This is a genomic window from Nocardia albiluteola (assembly GCF_018860155.1).
GTDB lineage: Bacteria > Actinomycetota > Actinomycetes > Mycobacteriales > Mycobacteriaceae > Nocardia > Nocardia albiluteola.
Genome location: NZ_JAHKNI010000012.1, coordinates 62,659 through 80,684 on the forward strand (window position 1 = coordinate 62,659; position 18,026 = coordinate 80,684).

18 protein-coding genes and 2 pseudogenes are annotated in these 18,026 nt (G+C 68.1%); 10 read left to right on the top strand and 10 right to left on the bottom strand.

Features of this window, described 5'->3' with window-relative positions:
• Positions 1–88 precede the first annotated feature (88 nt).
• The 3 genes and pseudogenes from KO481_RS30180 to KO481_RS30190 form a co-directional block, all read left to right on the top strand.
• Positions 89–319, top strand: a pseudogene (locus KO481_RS30180) (carboxyl transferase domain-containing protein); the annotation flags it as partial.
• Between the two features lie 291 nt (positions 320–610).
• A complete protein-coding gene (locus tag KO481_RS30185) occupies positions 611–1,090 on the top strand; it encodes a DUF3237 family protein (RefSeq protein WP_215921804.1) in 480 nt (159 codons plus the stop codon).
• A gap of 106 nt (positions 1,091–1,196) precedes the next feature.
• Positions 1,197–1,445 (top strand): annotated as a pseudogene (locus KO481_RS30190) (YnfA family protein); the annotation flags it as partial.
• Positions 1,446–1,459: 14 nt separating this feature from the next.
• Here KO481_RS30190 and KO481_RS30195 read toward each other — a convergent pair.
• The gene (locus KO481_RS30195) at positions 1,460–1,843 is read right to left on the bottom strand and encodes a limonene-1,2-epoxide hydrolase family protein (RefSeq protein ID WP_215921806.1); all 384 of its coding nucleotides are present in this window, start codon (positions 1,841–1,843) and stop codon (positions 1,460–1,462) included.
• Between the two features lie 175 nt (positions 1,844–2,018).
• On the opposite strand from KO481_RS30195, the gene KO481_RS30200 reads away from it, so the two are divergent.
• The 5 genes from KO481_RS30200 (at position 2,019) to KO481_RS30220 (ending at position 6,986) form a co-directional block, all read left to right on the top strand.
• A complete protein-coding gene (locus KO481_RS30200) occupies positions 2,019–2,432 on the top strand; it encodes an SRPBCC family protein (protein ID WP_215922070.1) in 414 nt (137 codons plus the stop codon).
• Positions 2,433–2,868: 436 nt separating this feature from the next.
• Complete coding sequence (locus KO481_RS30205; protein ID WP_215921808.1) at positions 2,869–4,239, top strand: APC family permease; 1,371 nt, start codon at positions 2,869–2,871, stop codon at positions 4,237–4,239.
• A gap of 79 nt (positions 4,240–4,318) precedes the next feature.
• Positions 4,319–5,395, top strand: coding sequence for an alcohol dehydrogenase catalytic domain-containing protein (locus tag KO481_RS30210; RefSeq protein WP_245401692.1), 1,077 nt, complete (start codon positions 4,319–4,321; stop codon positions 5,393–5,395).
• A 205-nt stretch (positions 5,396–5,600) separates the two neighbouring features.
• The gene (locus KO481_RS30215; protein ID WP_215921810.1) at positions 5,601–6,107 is read left to right on the top strand and encodes a GNAT family N-acetyltransferase; all 507 of its coding nucleotides are present in this window, start codon (positions 5,601–5,603) and stop codon (positions 6,105–6,107) included.
• A 57-nt stretch (positions 6,108–6,164) separates the two neighbouring features.
• Positions 6,165–6,986, top strand: a complete 822-nt coding sequence (locus KO481_RS30220) for a hypothetical protein (protein ID WP_215921812.1) — start codon at positions 6,165–6,167, stop codon at positions 6,984–6,986.
• 5 nt (positions 6,987–6,991) lie between these two features.
• Here the strand turns inward: KO481_RS30220 and KO481_RS30225 are convergent, their stop codons facing one another.
• The 6 genes from KO481_RS30225 to KO481_RS30250 form a co-directional block, all read right to left on the bottom strand.
• Complete coding sequence (locus tag KO481_RS30225) at positions 6,992–8,047, bottom strand: SCO2521 family protein (protein WP_215921814.1); 1,056 nt, start codon at positions 8,045–8,047, stop codon at positions 6,992–6,994.
• 2 nt (positions 8,048–8,049) lie between these two features.
• On the bottom strand, positions 8,050–9,123 hold the full coding sequence (locus KO481_RS30230) for an SCO2522 family protein (protein WP_215921816.1): 1,074 nt from the start codon (positions 9,121–9,123) through the stop codon (positions 8,050–8,052).
• Positions 9,124–9,127: 4 nt separating this feature from the next.
• Entirely contained in the window at positions 9,128–10,075 is a 948-nt protein-coding gene (locus KO481_RS30235) for an SCO2523 family variant P-loop protein (RefSeq protein ID WP_245401693.1), read from the bottom strand.
• Positions 10,050–11,903, bottom strand: a complete 1,854-nt coding sequence (locus KO481_RS30240; protein ID WP_215921817.1) for an SCO2524 family protein — start codon at positions 11,901–11,903, stop codon at positions 10,050–10,052. The genes KO481_RS30235 and KO481_RS30240 overlap by 26 nt, the downstream gene beginning before the upstream one ends.
• 226 nt (positions 11,904–12,129) lie before the next feature.
• Positions 12,130–13,491: an NtaA/DmoA family FMN-dependent monooxygenase gene (locus KO481_RS30245; protein WP_215921818.1), complete on the bottom strand. Its 1,362-nt coding sequence runs from the start codon at positions 13,489–13,491 to the stop codon at positions 12,130–12,132.
• Positions 13,484–14,608, bottom strand: coding sequence for an LLM class flavin-dependent oxidoreductase (locus KO481_RS30250; RefSeq protein ID WP_215921819.1), 1,125 nt, complete (start codon positions 14,606–14,608; stop codon positions 13,484–13,486). Before KO481_RS30250 ends, KO481_RS30245 begins: the two co-directional genes overlap by 8 nt.
• A 132-nt stretch (positions 14,609–14,740) precedes the next feature.
• Between KO481_RS30250 and KO481_RS30255 the strand changes: the two genes are divergently transcribed.
• Positions 14,741–15,094: a hypothetical protein gene (locus tag KO481_RS30255; protein ID WP_215921820.1), complete on the top strand. Its 354-nt coding sequence runs from the start codon at positions 14,741–14,743 to the stop codon at positions 15,092–15,094.
• Positions 15,095–15,206: 112 nt separating this feature from the next.
• Here the strand turns inward: KO481_RS30255 and KO481_RS30260 are convergent, their stop codons facing one another.
• The 3 genes from KO481_RS30260 to KO481_RS30270 form a co-directional block, all read right to left on the bottom strand.
• Positions 15,207–15,602, bottom strand: a complete 396-nt coding sequence (locus tag KO481_RS30260; RefSeq protein ID WP_215921821.1) for a hypothetical protein — start codon at positions 15,600–15,602, stop codon at positions 15,207–15,209.
• A 69-nt stretch (positions 15,603–15,671) separates the two neighbouring features.
• Positions 15,672–16,496, bottom strand: a complete 825-nt coding sequence (locus KO481_RS30265; RefSeq protein ID WP_308166816.1) for an SAM-dependent methyltransferase — start codon at positions 16,494–16,496, stop codon at positions 15,672–15,674.
• A 36-nt stretch (positions 16,497–16,532) separates the two neighbouring features.
• Positions 16,533–17,435 carry a helix-turn-helix domain-containing protein gene (locus tag KO481_RS30270; RefSeq protein WP_215921822.1) on the bottom strand — a complete coding sequence of 301 codons (903 nt, stop codon included), beginning with the start codon at positions 17,433–17,435 and terminating at the stop codon, positions 16,533–16,535.
• A 385-nt stretch (positions 17,436–17,820) separates the two neighbouring features.
• Here KO481_RS30270 and KO481_RS30275 point away from each other — a divergent pair, with 385 nt between their 5' ends.
• On the top strand, positions 17,821–18,024 hold the full coding sequence (locus KO481_RS30275) for a hypothetical protein (RefSeq protein WP_215921823.1): 204 nt from the start codon (positions 17,821–17,823) through the stop codon (positions 18,022–18,024).
• The last annotated feature ends 2 nt before the right edge of the window (positions 18,025–18,026 follow it).

Consider the following 18,026-nt stretch of genomic DNA (forward strand, 5'->3'; position numbering starts at 1 on the left):
GAGGTCGGGCCGGTTCGGTCGCGCACGGACGCGGTGCTGGACCGCATCGCAGGCGTTACCGCGCTCGTCGCGAGCGAAAGCGGCGGCGGCACAGCAACTCCATCATCTCGGCGGCGCGATCGACGCGGCCGCGGCCGACAAGCTCGGCGCCTTTCTGCGGCTGTGCCAGCTGCACGGCCTGCCGATCGTGTCACTGTGTGACACACCGGGATTCATGGTCGGCCCGGAGGCGGAGAAGGAGGCGACCGTCACCCGATTCAGTCGCCTGTTCATCGATGCCGCGGCGCTGACCGTTCCCTTCGGCACGGTTATCGTGCGCAACAGGACGCCGCCCCGAGTGCCGCGGCCAGCGCCGCGGCGGCCCACCACGCGGTACGCCAGTCCCCGGCCGACCGCACCACGAGCAGGCGACGGCGAGGAAGTACCGCAGCTGGCGCAGCTTCACGCGGGCGATTCCAGCCGGTGTAGGAGTCTGTACCTCCTGGCCGGGAGGTGTCATGTCGCTATACTGCCTGTTCAGAGTGCTGTGGCAGGTTGATTGGTCGGCTAGGTTGGGAGTGGATGGGGTCCCCGCACCCGACCGGCGACCCGTCTGGACACGGAGGTTCCGATGGTCACTACGGCATTGCCTGCCCCGGCTTTGCGGCCGGTCCTGCGGATCGAGGCGGAGCTCGGCGCCCCCGTCGACCTCGGCCAGGATTCTGGCGGAAACCGTCGCCGGTTCGTCCCGCATGTCGCGGGCACTTTCGCCGGTTCGGGGCTGTCCGGGGCTGTCGTGCCCGGGATGAGCGGGGACCGGCAGATGATTCACCCGGACGGCTCGAGCATCGGGAACCTCCGGGTCGGCCTGCGCACCGAGGCGGGGGCCGCCCTGACCCTGGAGATGCGCGCGACCCGTTACGGTCCGCCTGCGGTGCTCGCGCGGCTGGCCGCCGGGGAGCCGGTCGACCCCTCGGAATACACATTCCGCGGCGACGCCCGCTTTCAGGTCGCCGCGGACGAGCTGCGATGGCTCGCGCTGGGCGCCTTCGCCGTCGTCGCGGGCCGCGCGGCCACCGGTGTCGCCTTCGAGATTTATCTCATCGAATAGGCTGGGCTACAAGGAATTTCGGTAGATCATCCTCCGAGAGCGCCGGTCCGGGAGCAGATGCCTCTGTGCTGCCGCCCGCTGACCAAGATCTTCTAGGGTCGCTGTCATGACCGTATTGCGTTCCATCACGCTTTTCGCGCTGGCCGCTGTCGCCGAGATCGGCGGGGCGTGGCTGATCTGGCAGGGCGTGCGTGAGCACCGGGGCTTGGCCTGGATCGGAGCCGGAGTCATCGCGCTGGGCGTGTACGGGTTCGTCGCCACCCTGCAGCCCGATGCCAACTTCGGGCGCATCCTCGCCGCCTACGGCGGAGTCTTCGTCGCCGGTTCACTGCTGTGGGCAATGGCCCTGGACGGGGTGGCCGGTCCGAGTCATCCCATCCGGCTGGTGAACTGGTTCAGGTCGAAATAGTCGCGCCAGGCGGTGATCCTGCCGTCCCTGACCTCGAACGTCCCCATGACCGGGAGCTCGAAAGACCTGTCGGGGAGCGTGAACACGTCCACTCGCTCGGTCATCACGACCGGACCACTGGCCGCGATGTTGACGATGCGGAAGTCGATGCCCATGATGCCTGGCGCGCCAGGGCGGATGAACGAGGCGATGTTGTCGGCGATCGCCTCCCTCCCGATGACCGGTGCCATCGGGATGTTGTGGTAGACCGCGTCGTCCGTGAAGAATGCGGCGAGGTCACCGACCCCGGCATCGTCGGACCACGCCGCGCAGAACCTGCGCACCACCTCGATCGGGCTGTCCATCGGGCTCCCTCCTGGGCAATCATCAGATCGTATGCCACGCCCTCCCCGCCTCCATGGCCGCAATCGCCGAACCGCCGCAGCGCTACGACCGAGCACGAAACCTCGACGTGGTGAGGTCGTAATCGCGGCGCGCAGGACGGTCGCGTGCGGGCGGGCGACGTATCTTGGTGCGGTGATGTATCCGGTGCGCATTATCGCGGTGGACATAGAGCGATCGTTCGACGATGTTGCGGACTTTCTCGCCGATCCGGGGAACTTTCCGCGATGGGCGACTGGTTTGTCGTCCGGCATCGAACCAGGCTCGCAGAGCGCCGGTGCCAGGCCCGGCGAGTGGATCGCGGCTGCCCCCGAGGGGACGGCATTCGTTCGGTTCAGCCCGCCCAACGAGTACGGGGTGGCTGATCACCAGGTCCGATTTCCGGATGGCACCGTGGTGGACATCCCGGTGCGCGCCATGCGCAACGGCGACGGAACGACGATTGCGTTCACGCTGTTTCGGCTGCCCGACATGGATGACGAGCGGTTCGACTCGGACAGCGACTGGGTGCGGCGCGACTTGGACGCCTTGAAGGCGTTGCTGGAGAAGTAGTCGCCCAGTGCAACGGGATCAAGCACGGCCGCAAGAGCTTCCACGGTCTCCGGCCGGGGTGGATTCGGATCATGCGCGATCCCGCCCTCGCCTCTGGAATGGGTGATGGGATACAGCAATTCGCCGATCCGACCGACTCTCACGCTTGAACAATAGCCACACCGTCGAATCCGTCGCCCCCGCTCGGGCCCGCCGCCACTGAGAAACCAATGGGCCCATCGGGGTGTGCCCGGATTCGTGGCCGGTGTGTGACCCCCCCGTCGCATCGCCCGAGGTGGCGCCGGAGAAGGGCATGCCGGAGCGGTGGGCGGTGGGCGGTGGGCGAATCTTTCGGTGCGATCGGCGCCGCGAGATTCGGATTTTTCCCGCGAATCCGGTGCGGTGTGGACCATGCTGGATGGCGCATCCATCGTTTCGCGACGCTGCGGAGGAGATCATGGACACCTCGGCACCGCATCTGACCAGGACCCTCACGCTGGGACCGGTCGTGCTGTTCGGCCTGGCATATATGGCGCCGATGATCGTGCTCGGCACGTTCGGGGTGCTGGACGAGGACTCCGGCGGAGTGGTCCCCACCGCGTATCTGCTCGCACTGGTGGCGATGTTGTTCACCGCCATCAGCTACGGGCGGCTGTCGGCGGCGTTTCCGGTGGCCGGCTCGGCCTACACCTACACGCGCCGCACGATCGATTCCCGGGTCGGGTTCCTGGTCGGGTGGGCGGTGCTGCTGGACTACTTCTTCATCCCGATGGTGATCTGGCTGATCGGGGCGGCCTACCTGAACGGGCAGTTCCCGAGCGTGCCGGCGTGGGTGTGGATTCTGCTGTTCATCGTGCTGACCACGGTGCTGAACGTGCTCGGCATCAAGGTGGCCGCGAATGTGAATCTGCTGCTGATGGCGATGCAGGTGCTGGTGCTGGTCTTCTTCGTGCTGCTGTCGTTCGGGCACATGAGCAATGCCGGCGGGTTCGGGGCGATCTTCTCGGCCCATCCGTTCTGGCACGGGGGCACCTCGGTATCCAAGGTGGCGGCGGGCGCCGCGGTCGCGGCGTACTCGTTCCTGGGATTCGATGCGATCACCACCCTCACCGAGGAAACCACCGATGCGCGGCGGACCATTCCGCGCGCGATCGTGCTGGTGACAGTGATCGGCGGGGTGATCTTTGTGATCGCCTCGTACGCCACGCAATTGGTCGCGCCGGGGGTGCACGTCGCCAGCGCCGACACCGCCGCCTCCGATATCGCCAAGGTGATCGGCGGGCGTCTGTTCGGCGCGATATTCCTTGCCGGGCTGGTCGTTACACAGTTCGCCTCGGGAATCGCCGCGCAGGCCAGTGCCTCTCGGCTGCTCTATGCGATGGGGCGCGACGGCGTGTTGCCGCGCAGGGTATTCGGGTTCGTGCATCGCGGATTCCACACGCCGGTGTTCAATATCGGCGCGGTCGGCGTCGTCGGGATCATCGCGGTCTGGCTGAATGTCAGCGAGTCGACCGGGTTCATCAACTTCGGCGCGTTCACCGCGTTCACCTTCGTCAACCTGTGCGTGATCGCGATGGCGATCCGCAATCGCACGCTGGGCAGCGTACGCGGGGTGCTCCTGGGCCTGGTCGCCCCGCTCATCGGTGCGGGCGTGGACGTGTGGCTGCTGACGAATCTGGACCGGATCGCGATCGTCCTGGGGCTGAGCTGGCTCGGCGTCGGCATCGTCTACCTGGTGGTGCTCACCCGCGGGTTCCGGGTCGCGCCCCCGGAGGTGTCCCCGGTGGCGAAGGATGCGGCGCTCGAGACCGAGGAGAGTCTGCCGTGATGCCGTCCGGAATCGTCACGGTGCAGTGTGAAAGCGTTGTCCGAGTAGGAGATCGGGGGCGTGTGGGAAGGAGTCGGAGATGTCGGAGATGATGCAAGCGGTGATCTGTTGCGGGCCGGAGGATTACCGGCTCGAGGAGGTGCCGGTGCCGGTCCCCGGGCCGGGGGAGGCGCTGGTGCGGGTGGAGGCCGTGGGGATCTGTGCGAGCGATCTGAAGTGCTATCACGGCGCGGTCAAGTTCTGGGGTGACCAGACTCGTCCGGCGTATGTGGAGGCGGGGGTGATCCCGGGACACGAATTCGTCGGGGAGATAGTGCAAGTCGACGCCGCAGGCTCCGAACGCTGGGGCGTGGCGGCGGGGGACCGGGTGGTGTCCGAGCAGATCGTGCCGTGCTGGAGCTGCCGGTACTGCCTGCGTGGGCAGTACCACATGTGCCGGCGCAACGCGGTCTACGGATTCAAGCATCGCACCCTGGGCGCGATGGCCGAGTACATGGTCTTCCCCGCGGAGGCGCTGGTGCACAAGGTGTCTCGTGAGATCGAGGCCCCGCACGCCGCGTTCGCCGAGCCGCTGTCGTGTTCCCTGCACGCGGTCGAACGGGCCGGGATCACCTTCGATGACGTCGTCGTGGTCGCGGGCTGCGGGCCGATCGGGCTGGGCATGATCGCCGGGGCCGCGGCCAAGCATCCGGCGCGGGTGATCGCGCTCGACATGGCCCCGGACAAACTGGCCGTGGCCCGAGAGTGCGGTGCGGACACCGTGATCGACATCCGCGCTCAGGATGCCGCGGCCGTCGTCGCCGATCTCACCGATGGCTACGGCGCGGACGTCTACCTCGAGGCCTCCGGGCATCCATCGGCGGTCCCGCAGGGCCTGAACCTGTTGCGCAAACAGGGAACCTACCTCGAGTACGGCGTATTCGGCAGTGCCGCAACGGTCGACTGGAGCATCATCGGCGACGACAAGGAGCTCGACATCCGCGGCGCCCATCTCGGCCCGTACTGCTGGCCCGCCGCGATCCGCATGCTCGAATCCGGCGCGCTGCCGATGAACAAGATCTGCACCCATCAGCTCCCGCTCGCGGAGTTCCAGAAGGGCCTGGATCTGGTCTCGAGCGGCGCCGAGTCGGTGAAGGTCACATTGATGCCGAACTGATCGCATGCCGGATCGCCGGGATATGCGAAGACACGCCGGTAGCGGACGGGATGTGTGGGACGATGTACTGATCGAGTCTCCAGGTGTAGGTATTACTCGGCGTGTCGGCGACGTACGCTTGCGCGGTTGGTGATGGTTGTACACATGGTGTGGGAACCGTTCTACGCTGGAAATGGACGGCTTACGCCCTGGCGCTAGGGAGCTCATGGAAAATGCGCGTGTGCCGCGGCCGGTGTATCGGCGGGCCCGGTTCGCAGACCTGGACGACATCGCGGCCCTCGAGGCCGAGGTGTTCAATGAGCCGTACCTGTTCCTGATGCTGCGCCAGCTGTTCGATTTGCACGGATCCGAATGGCTCGTCGCCGAAATGGACAATGCGGTCATCGGATACGCGCTCACCCTGGAGAAGGGCGGCCGGGCGCTGCTGTTCACCTTCGCGGTCGCCAAGCACCTGCAGGGCCGAGGCTACGGCCGGGCGCTGCTCGAGCGGGCGCTCGAGAGCTGCGCCGAGATCGGCGCGGACGTGATGTACCTGACGGTGCGCCCCGACAACCACCCGGCCTCGAACCTGTTCAAACAGGCCGGATTCGTCTTCACCGAACACGACGATCAGTACTTCGGTCCCGGAGAGCCGCGCGACCTCTTCGAATACAAATTGCAGGGCGGCGCCGGGCTGTCCGCGGTGCGCTCGGGCGATTCCGCGGCCCCCTGATCGACCGAGATCAATCCGCTACCGGCCGTTGGTATTACAGTCTTAGACTCTCGGCGTATGGACGATATCGAACCGTGGGTTGCCTCGGCATCGACCTGGATCATCAGGCAGGCAAGGAGATACGCGCCCGAGGTGGATGGCGCGGGCAACGACGAACCGGCATTGCTGGACACGTTCGACGGTCATGTCGAGGCTGTGCTGGCCCATTTCAATCCGCCCGTCGAACGCCGGCAAACCGCGGGACTCGTCTTCGCGAACCTCTACTCGGCCGCGCGCAAGCCCGAGGATGACGAAGAGGGCTGGCGGGTGCCCAGCGCGCTGCTCGCGGCGTTCCTGGCCGCCGAGGCCCAATTCCGGGGACCGCTGCGTCTGAACACCCGCCAGAACGCCCTGCTGGCAGAGGAATTCGAGGATCTCGCCGCGCAGTTGTCCGCGCTGGCACTGCCCGCGCACGCGGCGCGCGCCTACCGCCGTGCCGCGGCGCTGTACCGGATCATCGAGGACAACGACGCCCAGGACCGCTGCGGACTGGCACTGTCCCGAGCCCGCACTCGGTCCCTGCCGCGCGGCGGCCGCAAGCTACTGGGCCAGTTCTCGGATGTGCTGTGCGGCTACGGATATCGGCCGTTCCGGCTGCTGGGCTGGGTGGGCGTGCAATTGGTCGCGTTCGCCGTGCTCGGCCTGGCCCTGGCCGGTACCCCCACGGCCACCGAGGCGATCTACATGGCCGCCACCTGCTTCCTGAACCCGTTGGGCCCCGGCGACACCGATCATCTGCACGCGGCCGCCCGCCCGCTGTTCGCGATCGAATCCTGGGCCGGCACCGTGTCCATGTCGGTCTTCTTCGCCCTGCTGGTCCGGAAGTGGTTCCGGCTCTAGGGCAGTCACCAGCTCTGGTCGAATTCCTTGTGCCGCAAGGCATACAGCGTGGCGATGGAGATGTTGTCGCGCAGGCGGTCGCGCAGCGTGGTCCACTGCCGGGTGAATCCGGGATCGGACTGCAGATCGCGCCACAGCGCACGCAGCGCGGCGGGGGTGTGGGCGCCGGGCATCCACAGGCCGGTGAAATGCTGCACCAGGGGTGCCAGGGCTTCCAGGCGGTCCTGGCCGGCGCCGAACCGGTCGGCCTCGTCCAGCGCGTCGGCCACCACGGTCAGCAGCCAGTCGTGGGCGGCGAGGTCCTCGCAGAACCGTTGCGCCGCACCGAGGTCGGACTCCTTGCGCACGACCAGCCGGACGGTGCGGACGTTGTCCTCGTCCAGCCGCATCTGCACCGTGGGCCCGGCGGCGCCACCGACCAGGGCGGTCCAGCGCAGGCGGGTGGTGCCGGCCTGCACCGGCGGTGACTGATCCAGCCGGGGATCGGTGCGGATCCGCCCCAGCAGTCGCCTGCTGATCGAGGCCAGATCCAGCACCTCACCGTCCCCGGTGTCGGGTGCGGGACCGAGTTCCGCGTCGTCGTCCGGATCGGGCAGATACCCTTTCGCCAAAGCCGCACTGGCCGTGCCGCGTTCCGCTGGAAGGACGTCGAGGACCTCCGTGACGGCCTTGCGGCTGACGTAGTGCGACCACGGCTGGCGCCGCCGGTCCCCGCTGCGCACGATCTGGGTGTGCACCGAGGACTGCAGGATCCGGCCGCCGGCCAGCACGACCCGGGTGCCGACGGTGCCGACGATCTGCGCCCGATCCCGTTCTCGTCGGTTGCGGGCACGGTAGGCGGCGCTGTCCTGCGGACTCAACCGCAGCGCGAGATCGCAGTCCACGCCGATCGCGGTGGTCGGAGACACCGCCAGCGTGCTCGGGCGGGCGCGCCAGGACACCGCGCGTCCGGGCATCAGCGCCAGCAACTCGTCGGCGTGGGTGCGGTCCAGGGCGGACGCCGACGGGGCCAGGCAGGTACTCACCTCGCCGAGCACGACGAGGGGTGCGGGCGACGGCATCGCTAGGACCCGTCCAACAGCAGATGCGACTGCCGCTCGCTGACCTTCGCGGACACCGGAATGCCCTCGGCCGCACCGGCTGTCACGATCTGGTCGGTGACATCCTCGTCCAGGTCCAGGTGGTCCAGGATCACCCGGACCGCGTGCTCGATCTCGATGTAGCGCTTGGGCAGCATCGACAGGGTCTGGTAGGCCGCGAACGGCTGTGCGTCGCTGTGCAATTGAATCACCGGGGGAACGTCGGCCCAGCGCTGCGGCCAGGCCGAATCCGGCAGGTTCGCACCATCTTTCAGGCCGGAGCCGTCCCACTCGGGCGCCGGTTCGGGCTCCGTCAGCGCGTGCGGTTGCGGCACCACGACGGGTTCGCCGTTGTGCCGCAGCATCCCCAGTCGCAGCAGATGCCACACCGCCGCGAGGAACGGGCACGACCAGCGGGTCTGTTCGGCGCCGTCGACCACCGCCCGGCTCCACAGCTCGACATCGATGAATATGGTGTGCTCGTATTCGCTGAATGCCTTGGGTGGCACATAGGTCCGGGGCCGCATCGCCTGCGTCGGCTCCGACAGCGAGGAGCGCCGGCCGTTGCACAGCCAGCCGGATTCGGCGGTGGGCGGGCGTCCGCCGTTGTCGTCCGGGGCCGGTTCGGGTACCAGGCGCGCTGCCACCATCTCGGCCACCGGAATCGGCTCGCCCAGCGGCACCCCGTCGGCGAAGATCGAGGTCTGCGCGCACGCGGATTCCCGGGCCAGATAGTCGATCCGCAATCCGGCCTCGTCGGCCGCCTTCAGCAGGCGCGGAAGGACTTTCGCCGGATTGCGCGCGGTGTCGCTGTCGTCCAGGAAGTAGTCGTCGATCAGGTAGCAGGTGCTGATCCGCGGCTCGGTCTCGAACTGGATGCGTGCGGATTCGGTGAACGCGGCCACCAGCGGGACGATGCGGCGGAACTCCGCGCGGATGCTGTCCGGATCCTCGACGATCGACTTCAGCGTGAAGTGCCCCACCTCGATCGACAAGTGCGACAACGGGACCGGTGCGATCCGTGGTCGTTCGGTAGCTTCGCTGTATCCCTCGAGCATGTGATCACAGCCTTCTCCAGGTGGCGTTGTCGACCAGTCGACGAGCCAGCTCGGCATAGGCCAGCGCGGTCTCCTCGTTGGCGATGTGGGCGTTGACGTCGGCGTCGAGAATGATCTGTTCGCGCCACTGCAGAATGGGTTCCATCGGGGTCGCCCCGAGCATGTAGGTGGCGCCGAGCTCGTTGCTGTTGGCCAGCTGCCGCAGCGCCTTGTCCTGCTCGTCGAGCCACGCGGCCTGCGCGGGACGCTGGCCGATCGGATGGGCCGAGGCGTCCGGCACCGCGGTGCGGATGTAGCGGATCGACTCGAGCAGTTCCTCGCGGTCGTGCCCGTACGCCTCGCCCATCTCGAGCAGCCCGTGCTTGCCGTGCACCAGCCCCGAGGCGGCCAGGATGTGCTGGCGGGTCCAGCGGTGGAACACCAGCCAGCGCGCGGTACGGCCGCGCAGCGGCGCCATCGCGGTGGCGTGCAGGGCGATCTCCAACGCCGCCGAGCGACCCGCGCTCAGATCGACGATGACGACCTTGAACTCCTGCTCGAGCTCCAGCAGCAGCTGCACGCAGCGCTGCACGATCGCGTCGTCGCGGCTGAGGAACTCCGCGCCGCCCTGATCCCCGGGCAGCAGGATCAACCGGCTCAGGCGCGGGCCGCGGCGCATGGCGACGCGGTCGGTGGTCGCGGCCACGTCCACGCGGGCGACCGTGCCGTGCTGGCCGAGCAGATACGAGTGCACCCCGCCGCGGGCCACCCCGCGTTCCACGGAACTGACCTCGAACAGCGCACCGGCCGTGGGGGATCCGAAGTCGAAGTCGACATAGGCGACGGACTGATTGGTCAGGCACAGCCGGTAGGCCAGATTGCAGCTGGTCACCGAGCGTCCGGTGCCGCCCTTGTCGGAGGTCGAGAAAACGAGCACTGTGCTGTCCTCACCGCCCCGCGTCTTCGCGGGCATTGGCCAACTCGTCCAGCTGCTCGAGCGCCCGCACGGCCAGACTGAACGAGGTACCCGGCCTGCGGCGCAACAGGATTCGGGCCCGATCGAGCGATTGCTCGATGCGATCCAGCTCGACGCGCTTGGCCGACTGGTCCTCGTCGCTGACCTCGAGCCGTTCCCGGTTGAACAGGTCGTCCGCCTCACGCAGCAGCTCCTGCGCGCGGTTGATCATGGGCGGCGGCGCGGACGGGGTCAGGCTGAACGTCTCGTAGGCGACGACCAGGCATTCCATCACCCGTTCGGTGAGGAACCACGACGGGCGATCCGTATCGGGCGGGCCGTCCTGCCCCATCATCACCCCGCTGTCGTCCCACAGGCCGCGCGCGGCACCCTCGCGCAGCGTGCGGCCGTCGATGTGGTCCATGGTGGCCTCGGCCAGGGCCATCAGCCGGTCGCGCAGGCCCACGTCGACCACCACGCGCACCGCCTGCAGCGTGCGCTTGAGCATCATCGTCGCGAAATCGGGTACGTACCAGGACAACTGCGGGCCGCCGTCGATGTCCTCGCTGCCCGCCAGCCGCATGCGCACGCCCGGATAGTGCAGGCGGGCGGCCTGATCGTCCACGGTGGGGCGGCTGATGATGCGCCCGCGCCGGGCCAGCTGGTCCAGCACGTCCACGGTGCGCTCGAGATCGTCGGTGCTCTTGCGGGCCACCAGATCCTGGATCAGGATGGCGCTGACCACGAGGCTGAAGTAGTCCGATTCCTCTCCGTCGGAGGTGCGCCACGGGATGTCCTCGAGCGGCCAGCGCTCGGTGACGAAGCGGGCCACGGTCGACCAGTAGGTTTGGGCCAGCTCCAGGCGCAGCTGCAGCGCGTCGGCGAGCTGGCGCTGGGTGGTGTCGAGCAGGTCGAGTTCGCGGATGCGCTGGGAGTTCAGGTCCACGATGCCGTCCAGGGCCACCATCGTGAAGTACAGGAACGGGCGCGGCTCGGCGTGCCCGGTCGCGGAGCCGACGTGGTTGTCGACGATGTCGATCGGGGCGGCGGTGCGCACCACGCCCCAGCCCCAGCCGCATTCGAACAGCCGCCGGTCGTTGGCGATGTCGAACACCTCGGCCTGGGCCAGGCGGATTTCGTTGGCCGCCCGCACCCGCAGCGGTTCCAGCTGTGCCGAGAGCGTCCGGATGACCTCGGGGGTCGGCGCCGCGCCCTGGTTGAGCATGTGCAGGATCGCCAGTCCCGCTTCGGATTCCGGCTCGGTGGTGTGGATGACGAAGCTGCGCACCAGGCCCGTCATCGCGGCCGTGAGCCGGCTGCCGACCTGCTCCTGCAGCTTGCTCATCCGCTCGGTGAACTGCCGCTTGGGCTCGTCGCGCAACAGTCCGGACACCGACCGCTCGTACCCCTTGAGGAAGCGCATCGCGGCGATGCACAGGCTCAACGACATCGAATACGAATCGACGATCTCCACCGACTGCTCCTCCGCGGTGGGCGTGCGCTCCTCGGAGCGCAGATAGCTGCCCATCGCGAAGACCGGCTCGTCGTCCTGGTCGGTGTAGCGCTCGATGTACGCCTCGATCAGATTGACCAGCACGCTGCCGATGCGGGTCTCGCTGCCGAACGGGGACAGCGCGTTCTTCGCGTCCTCGGCGATGTCGTCGGGCTGGTCCAGGGTGAACGCGGCCAGCGAGGTCGCCGGGTAGAGCAGGCACAGCAGCTGCTCGGCGTCGCTGATGGAATTGGATCCGTCGCGCCCGCCCCAGATCCAGGTGTCGTCGCGCAGGCAACACTCGAGCACCGCCCGCCACAGATCCAGAAGCTGTTGCCGCGGTCGAATTCTCATCTATCCACTCCTGCCGCCGCGGCGGGAGCTCGGTGGCGCCGATGGGCGCCCAGCTGTGTCGGAATTCGCTCGCTCCCTCATGCCCCCACATCCGGCTCGCCGTGCACATCGACTACCTAGAGTGTGCCCTGCGAAGCAGCCGGGGGCCAACCGAATCGGCCAATTCGCAGGACTGGTCGGTTGCCTTCATACGGTCGCGCCCTGCGACGAATGGGGCGGCAGGGGCTCAGCGCCGGGTCGGTGGGGGCCGCAGCCCGAGATGCTCACGCAGGGTGCTGCCGGTGTACTCGGTCCGATACGAATTGCGTTCCTGCAGTTCGGGAATCAGCCAGTCGACGATCTCGTCGAGCCCGGTGGGCACCAGGTAGGGCGTGATGTTGAAGCCGTGGCTCGCGCCGCGGCGCACCCAGCGGGTCAGCTCGTCGGCGACCTGCCCGGGGGTACCGGCGAACCCGGTGCGCTGTGAGGTCTCGATCGCGACCTGGCGCAGCGTGAGGTTCTTCGCCTCGGCCAGCTCGCGCCACGCGCGGGCGATCGCGACCGGGTCCTCGCCGTGGCGCGGGGTGCCGCGGGTCACCGAAACCGGCAGGGGCACAGGGTCTTCGGTGGGCAGCGGCCCGTCGGGGTCGCGATCGGACAGGTCGATGCCCCAGATCTGCCCGACCAGCGAGAGCGCGGTGGGCCCGGTCACCTGATTCTCCAGTACCCAGCGCACCTTCTCCGGCACCTCGGATTCCTTCTCCGCCAGCACGATCTGGGTGCCGGGCAGGATCTTGATGTCGTCCTCGGGGCGATCGGCCGCGCGCAGCCGGGCGCGGATGTCGTCGGCGAATCCCAGCGCATCGTCGAAATGCGTGCCATGCCGGGAGAATATGACCTCGGCGTGCGCGGCGGCGAAATCGCGGCCGCCGGGGGAGTCGCCTGCCTGGAAGACCACCGGATGCTCCTGTGGGCTGCGCGGCAGTGTCGGGGTGATCGATACCCGGAAGTGTTCGGTGTCGCGCTCCACGGGGCGGATCGCGTTCGGTTCGAGCCAGTCGCGGCCGTGCCGGGATCCGGCGATGGCGGTGTCGGACCAGGAGTCCCAGATCGCCCGTGCGGTGGCGACGAATTCGCCCGCGCGTTCGTAGCGCTTGGCATGATCGGCGAAGCCGCCGCGGCGGAAATTCGCACCGGTCCAGGCGTTGTCGGTGGTGACGGCGTTCCAGCCCGCGCGCCCGCCGGACAGCAGATCCAGCCCGGCCAGCCGGCGCGCTAGATCGGCGGGCTCGTTGTAGGTGATGTTCTGGGTGGCGACCAGGCCGATGTGACGGGTGATCCCCGCCAGCGCCGCCAGCTGCGTGATCGCGTCGGGGCGCCCGGCGATGTCGAGATCCAGGATCTTGCCGTCCTGTTCGCGCAGCCGCAGCCCCTCACCGAGGAAGAACGCATCGAACAGGCCCCGCTCGGCGGTACCGATGAGGCGCCGGAAGGTCTCGAAGTCGATCTGCGAGCCGCTGGCCGAGTCGGACCAGATCGTGCTGTGGTTGACGCCCTGGAAGAAGACGCCGAAATGGATTGTCGCGTCGGGGAAACGGTCCTCACTCACTGATGTGGTCCTTCGCGTAGCGGTTGGCCGGGCGGTCCAGTCCGAGATTCGCCCGCAGCGTGCCGCCGGGGATGGGACGATGGGCGACGCCGGTGCGGAACAGCGCCGGGAGCACGGCCCGGGCCAGGATCGGCAGATCCTCGTCGATGACCGCGGGATGCAGGCGCACGCCGTCGACGTGGCGGGACAGCCTGGTGAGCAGTGCGATCAACTCGCCGGGTGCCCCCGAGAAGTGCAGGCGGGCACCGGATTCCGCGCGGTGATGGGCGTTCAGCTCGGCGAGCCTGTCCGCCGCGGGCCGGCCGGGGAGATCCAGCGCGACCTCGAGGTCGACGAAGACCAGTGTGGCACCGGAGGCGCGTTCGGCCGCGGCGATGGCGGTTTCGGGGTCCGGCCCGCTGACCAGGATTACATCGGCCGCACCGAATGATGGTGCGCCGGTGCCGGATTCGAGTTCGGGTGGGATGGCCTGCCCGGTGCCGAAAACACCGTCGCTGAATACGACGACCTGGCCCTGCGGCGGCCGCGGCACGATGGCCGGCCCCTTCACCGAGAAGCTCTCACCCTCGAAGTCGATGTAGTGCAGTTTGTTTCGATCCAGGAACCGGCCGGTGGTCCAGTCGCGGATCACCGCGTCGTCCTCCCACGAGTCCCACAGTCGCCGCGCCACCTCGATGGAATCGCGGTGCTCGCGGCGCAATTCGGGTTCGGTGGTGCGGGGCGGGCGCCCCCAGGCCGCGGCCGCGGCCGGATCGACGGTGGCCAGCCAACCGGCCCGCCCGCGCGAGGAATAGTCCAGTGTTGCCAGGGCCGAGGCGGTGTGGAACGGCTCGGCGTACGTGGTGGCCACCGCGGGCACCAGGCCGAGCGTGCTGGTCGTCGCGGCGACGAACGACGCGCGGGTCGGCGCGTCCACCCGTCCGGCGGGACCCGCGGCGGGCGGCAGGATGGAATCGGCGAAGGTGGCCAGGGTGAATCCGGCGTTCTCCGCGGCGCTCACCCGGGCCTGCAGGGTCTGTGCGGACAGCAGCCGCGCGGGTTCGTCCGCGGACCGCCGCCACGCGGCGGGATGGTATCCGGCGCCGTCGAGTTCGATCCCCAATGCGAAGCGGCTCATGCGTACGACGATCGTCGAACCGTGCTCGGGCGACCACCCTTTGCCTCTGCGTGATCACAACACTGGTGGCGGCGCGGGGCCGTCGGGGCCATTAGGCTGGCGCCGAGATCATCTGGCGACGAGGAGGATACGGTGGCAAACGGATTCGCGGGATCGGTGGTCCGCACGATGAACAACGGCATACTGGCCCTGATGAAGTCCTCGGCGCTGGGCGGCCGCATGGGCGGTGCCTTCGTCGAGATCAGCTACGTCGGCCGCCGCTCCGGCAAGACGTTCAGCACACCGGTCAACTACCGCCGCTCCGGTGAGGACATCGTCATCGGTGTCGCCATGCCGGACAAGAAGAGCTGGTGGCGGAACTTCCTCGGTGAGGGCGCCCCCATCACCCTGCGCCTGCACGGTGGCGATCGAACGGGCCACGCCGTGGCCACCCGTGACGACAAGGGACGGGTCACGGTGAAGGTGCGCCTGGATCCGGCGGCCTGAGATTTAACGGAGCGGTCGCGCGACGGCTGTCGTCGACATGCGGATGCCGCACGACCGCGATCGATTCGGGTGGTGAACCGCCGGACGTCACGCAACCGGCGGGTGGGTGAGATCAGGCGTGATCGAACTCGTGGTTGCGCACGCCGTCGTAGAAGGCGTCGATCTCGTCCTGATCGAAGACGAGCTCGACGCGGGTGTCGGTCGCCGTGGGGGCCGCGGCGAGGCTGAACACGTACAGGCCGTCCCCGCGGCGCTGCAGGCTCAGCGGTGCGTCGCCGGCGTCCCCGTCCCGCACGGCCGTTTGGTAGCTGTCGAATTCGGCATCGGTGAGCAGGATCAGCTCGGTGTCCGGCAGCGTCGTCGCGGGAGTCGTCGCGGCGGTGCTGCGCTTGTCGTCCCAGACCGCCGTCCAGCCCTGCTTGCGCGCGATGCGGACGCAGTTCTGGTTGGGCGAACTGCGCGTGGCCTTGCGGAATTCGCGCACGGTGAAGGTGGGTAGCAGCGTCATCGATGTTCCCTTTCTACGGGGTAAAAATGCAGATACGCGGGAAGGTCTCCCGCGCACTACCGGGTGTACCTATCCCTTGTAGCCAACCGCGGCGAAATTACACGGGCGGGCCGGATCCTCCAGGTCGACCGGGCCTTCCGGTCGCCAATCGGGGAGATAGACGATGCCGGGGTCGACGAGCTCGAAACCCTCGTAGAAGGCGGCGAACTCCGCCCGGCTGCGCATGGTCACCGGATCCGAGGTCTGATCGTAGATGTCGATCGCCTCCGCCGCCGTCTGCTGGGCCTCGGCGGGCATCTCGGACGTCGAGCTCTGGCTCATTGCGACGTAACTGCCGGCGGGCAGCGCATCGCGCAGGCGGGCCATGATCTCGAGCGGGCGGTCGCTGTCCGGGACGAACGGCCACACGCTGACGATGAGCAGGCCGATCGGCTCGTCGAAATCGAGCAGCCGGCGGGTATCGGCATGGCCCAGAACGACATCCGGCAGCCGCAGATCACCCTCGATGATCGCGGCGCGGTGCAGTTCGCCCTGATCGGTCAGCAATTCGTGTGACCGGGTCACGGCCTCCAGGTCGTTGTCGACGTAGACCACCCGGCTCTCGGGGGCCAGCGCGCCGACGACCTCGTGGGTGTTGCCGATGGTCGGCAGGCCGGAGCCGATATCCAGGAACTGCCGGATCCCCTGGGCGACCATGAATTTCGTGCTGCGCCGCAGAAACGCCCGGATATGGTGCGCGATCACGTCGGCGTAGGGCAGCACCTGGAAGACCTGCTCCCCGAACACCCTGTCGATATCGAAGATGGCCTCGCCGGACAGATAGTAGTGGTACAGACGGGCCGCTGAAGGCTTGGTGGCATCGATCTCACGGGATTCGAAGGCATCATCAATCACTGGCGGACTCCTTCCGGACGGCGTTGTCCCGGCGGCCTACGCGCCGGTGAAGGATTTGCGGCGGAACGATCGCGCGACATGCTCGATGAACGCGCGGGTGTCCGAGGCCGAGAGCGCGGCCGCGGACAGCCGGGACCACACCGCCTCGCGGGCGGTGACGGCCGGCTTGTCGTCGATATAGCGGATGTCGCCCTGACTTTCGACGATCGCGATGTCCAGATCCCCGGCCGCACCGGGGGAGGGCACGCGGATCAGGGTGAAGCGGTCCTCCGCGCCCGCACCGCGGGTGGTGACCGTGAACGGCAGCACCTGGATGAGGATGTTGGGCCGCTTCGACAGCGCCAGTAGATGTTCGAGCTGCTCCACCATCACCGCGCGGCCGCCGTATTCGCGGCGCAGGCAGGACTCGGACAGGATCGCGTGGAACTGCGGCGGATGGGCGGCCACCAGGATCTGCTGGCGTGCGAGCCGAGCCTGCACCGAATCCTCCACGGTGACTCCGTCCGGATCGACGTCGTCGGCGGGGCCGGGGTCGTGTAGTGCGCGAATATAGGACTCGCACTGGATGAGTCCGGGCATGATCTCGGCCTCGGCCACGCGCAGCTTTCCGGCGTGCGCCTCGAGATCCACGAGCAGGCGCAGGTCCTCCACGTAGGCGCGGCGGTACCCGGTGTTCCAGAATCCGCGCTTGTGGTTGTCGCGACGCAGTTCCTTCAACGACTCGAGGTAGTTCTCCTCGGTGAAGCCGAGTTCGGTGGCCAGTCGCTCGAGATCGCCCACGGTGATCGAGCCCGCGCCGACCACCAGCATGGCGATGCGGCTCTGGCTGGTCTCGATGATCTTGGCGGCCTCGCTCTGGCTGACACCGGCGGAGCCGAGCATGTGCTCGATTTCCCGCCCCAGCAGCAGTTTTCGTGCGGTGCGCAATCGTGTACCCATGGACGTCAACGCGCCGGCAGGTCGACGCGCCTGAAACTCCTTCCGCGGCAACCACTTTCACTGAAGACGACGACACATCAACTGCAGCGCAACTGTAGCCTTGAAGTGATAATCACGCTAACATCTATCACGTTGGAGATTATCACGTTTTCGGTATCACGGCGGTCCCCTGGCGATCGGCGCGATACGCCTCGGCGGAGGGGGAGTCGGATGTCGGCGACCACGCAATTGCGCTCAGCGCCTTGCCAATTCGGTGACGGCAGAATCTGCCGAGATCTCGCCGGTGAGCTGTCCGATCCGCTTGCGCGTCGCATACTGCATGCCGAGCACACCCCCTGGTGTACCAGATGGCTGGACGCGGTGGCGTATCTGTCGGCCGGGCTGGATGACGACTGATATGGACATATCGCTGTGGCCGACGGGCTGGCCGCACGAGGCGCCCGAGGAACCGCTGACCGTCACCGAGGCGCATTCGACTATGCAGCGCCATCGCGGCTGCCTGCGCGAGGAGTGTCCGCGCAAGGCCGCGGCCTATCGAACCCTGGTGGAGGAGGGCCGGATCCGGCCGGATTCGGGCCGGCCGGCGTGAAC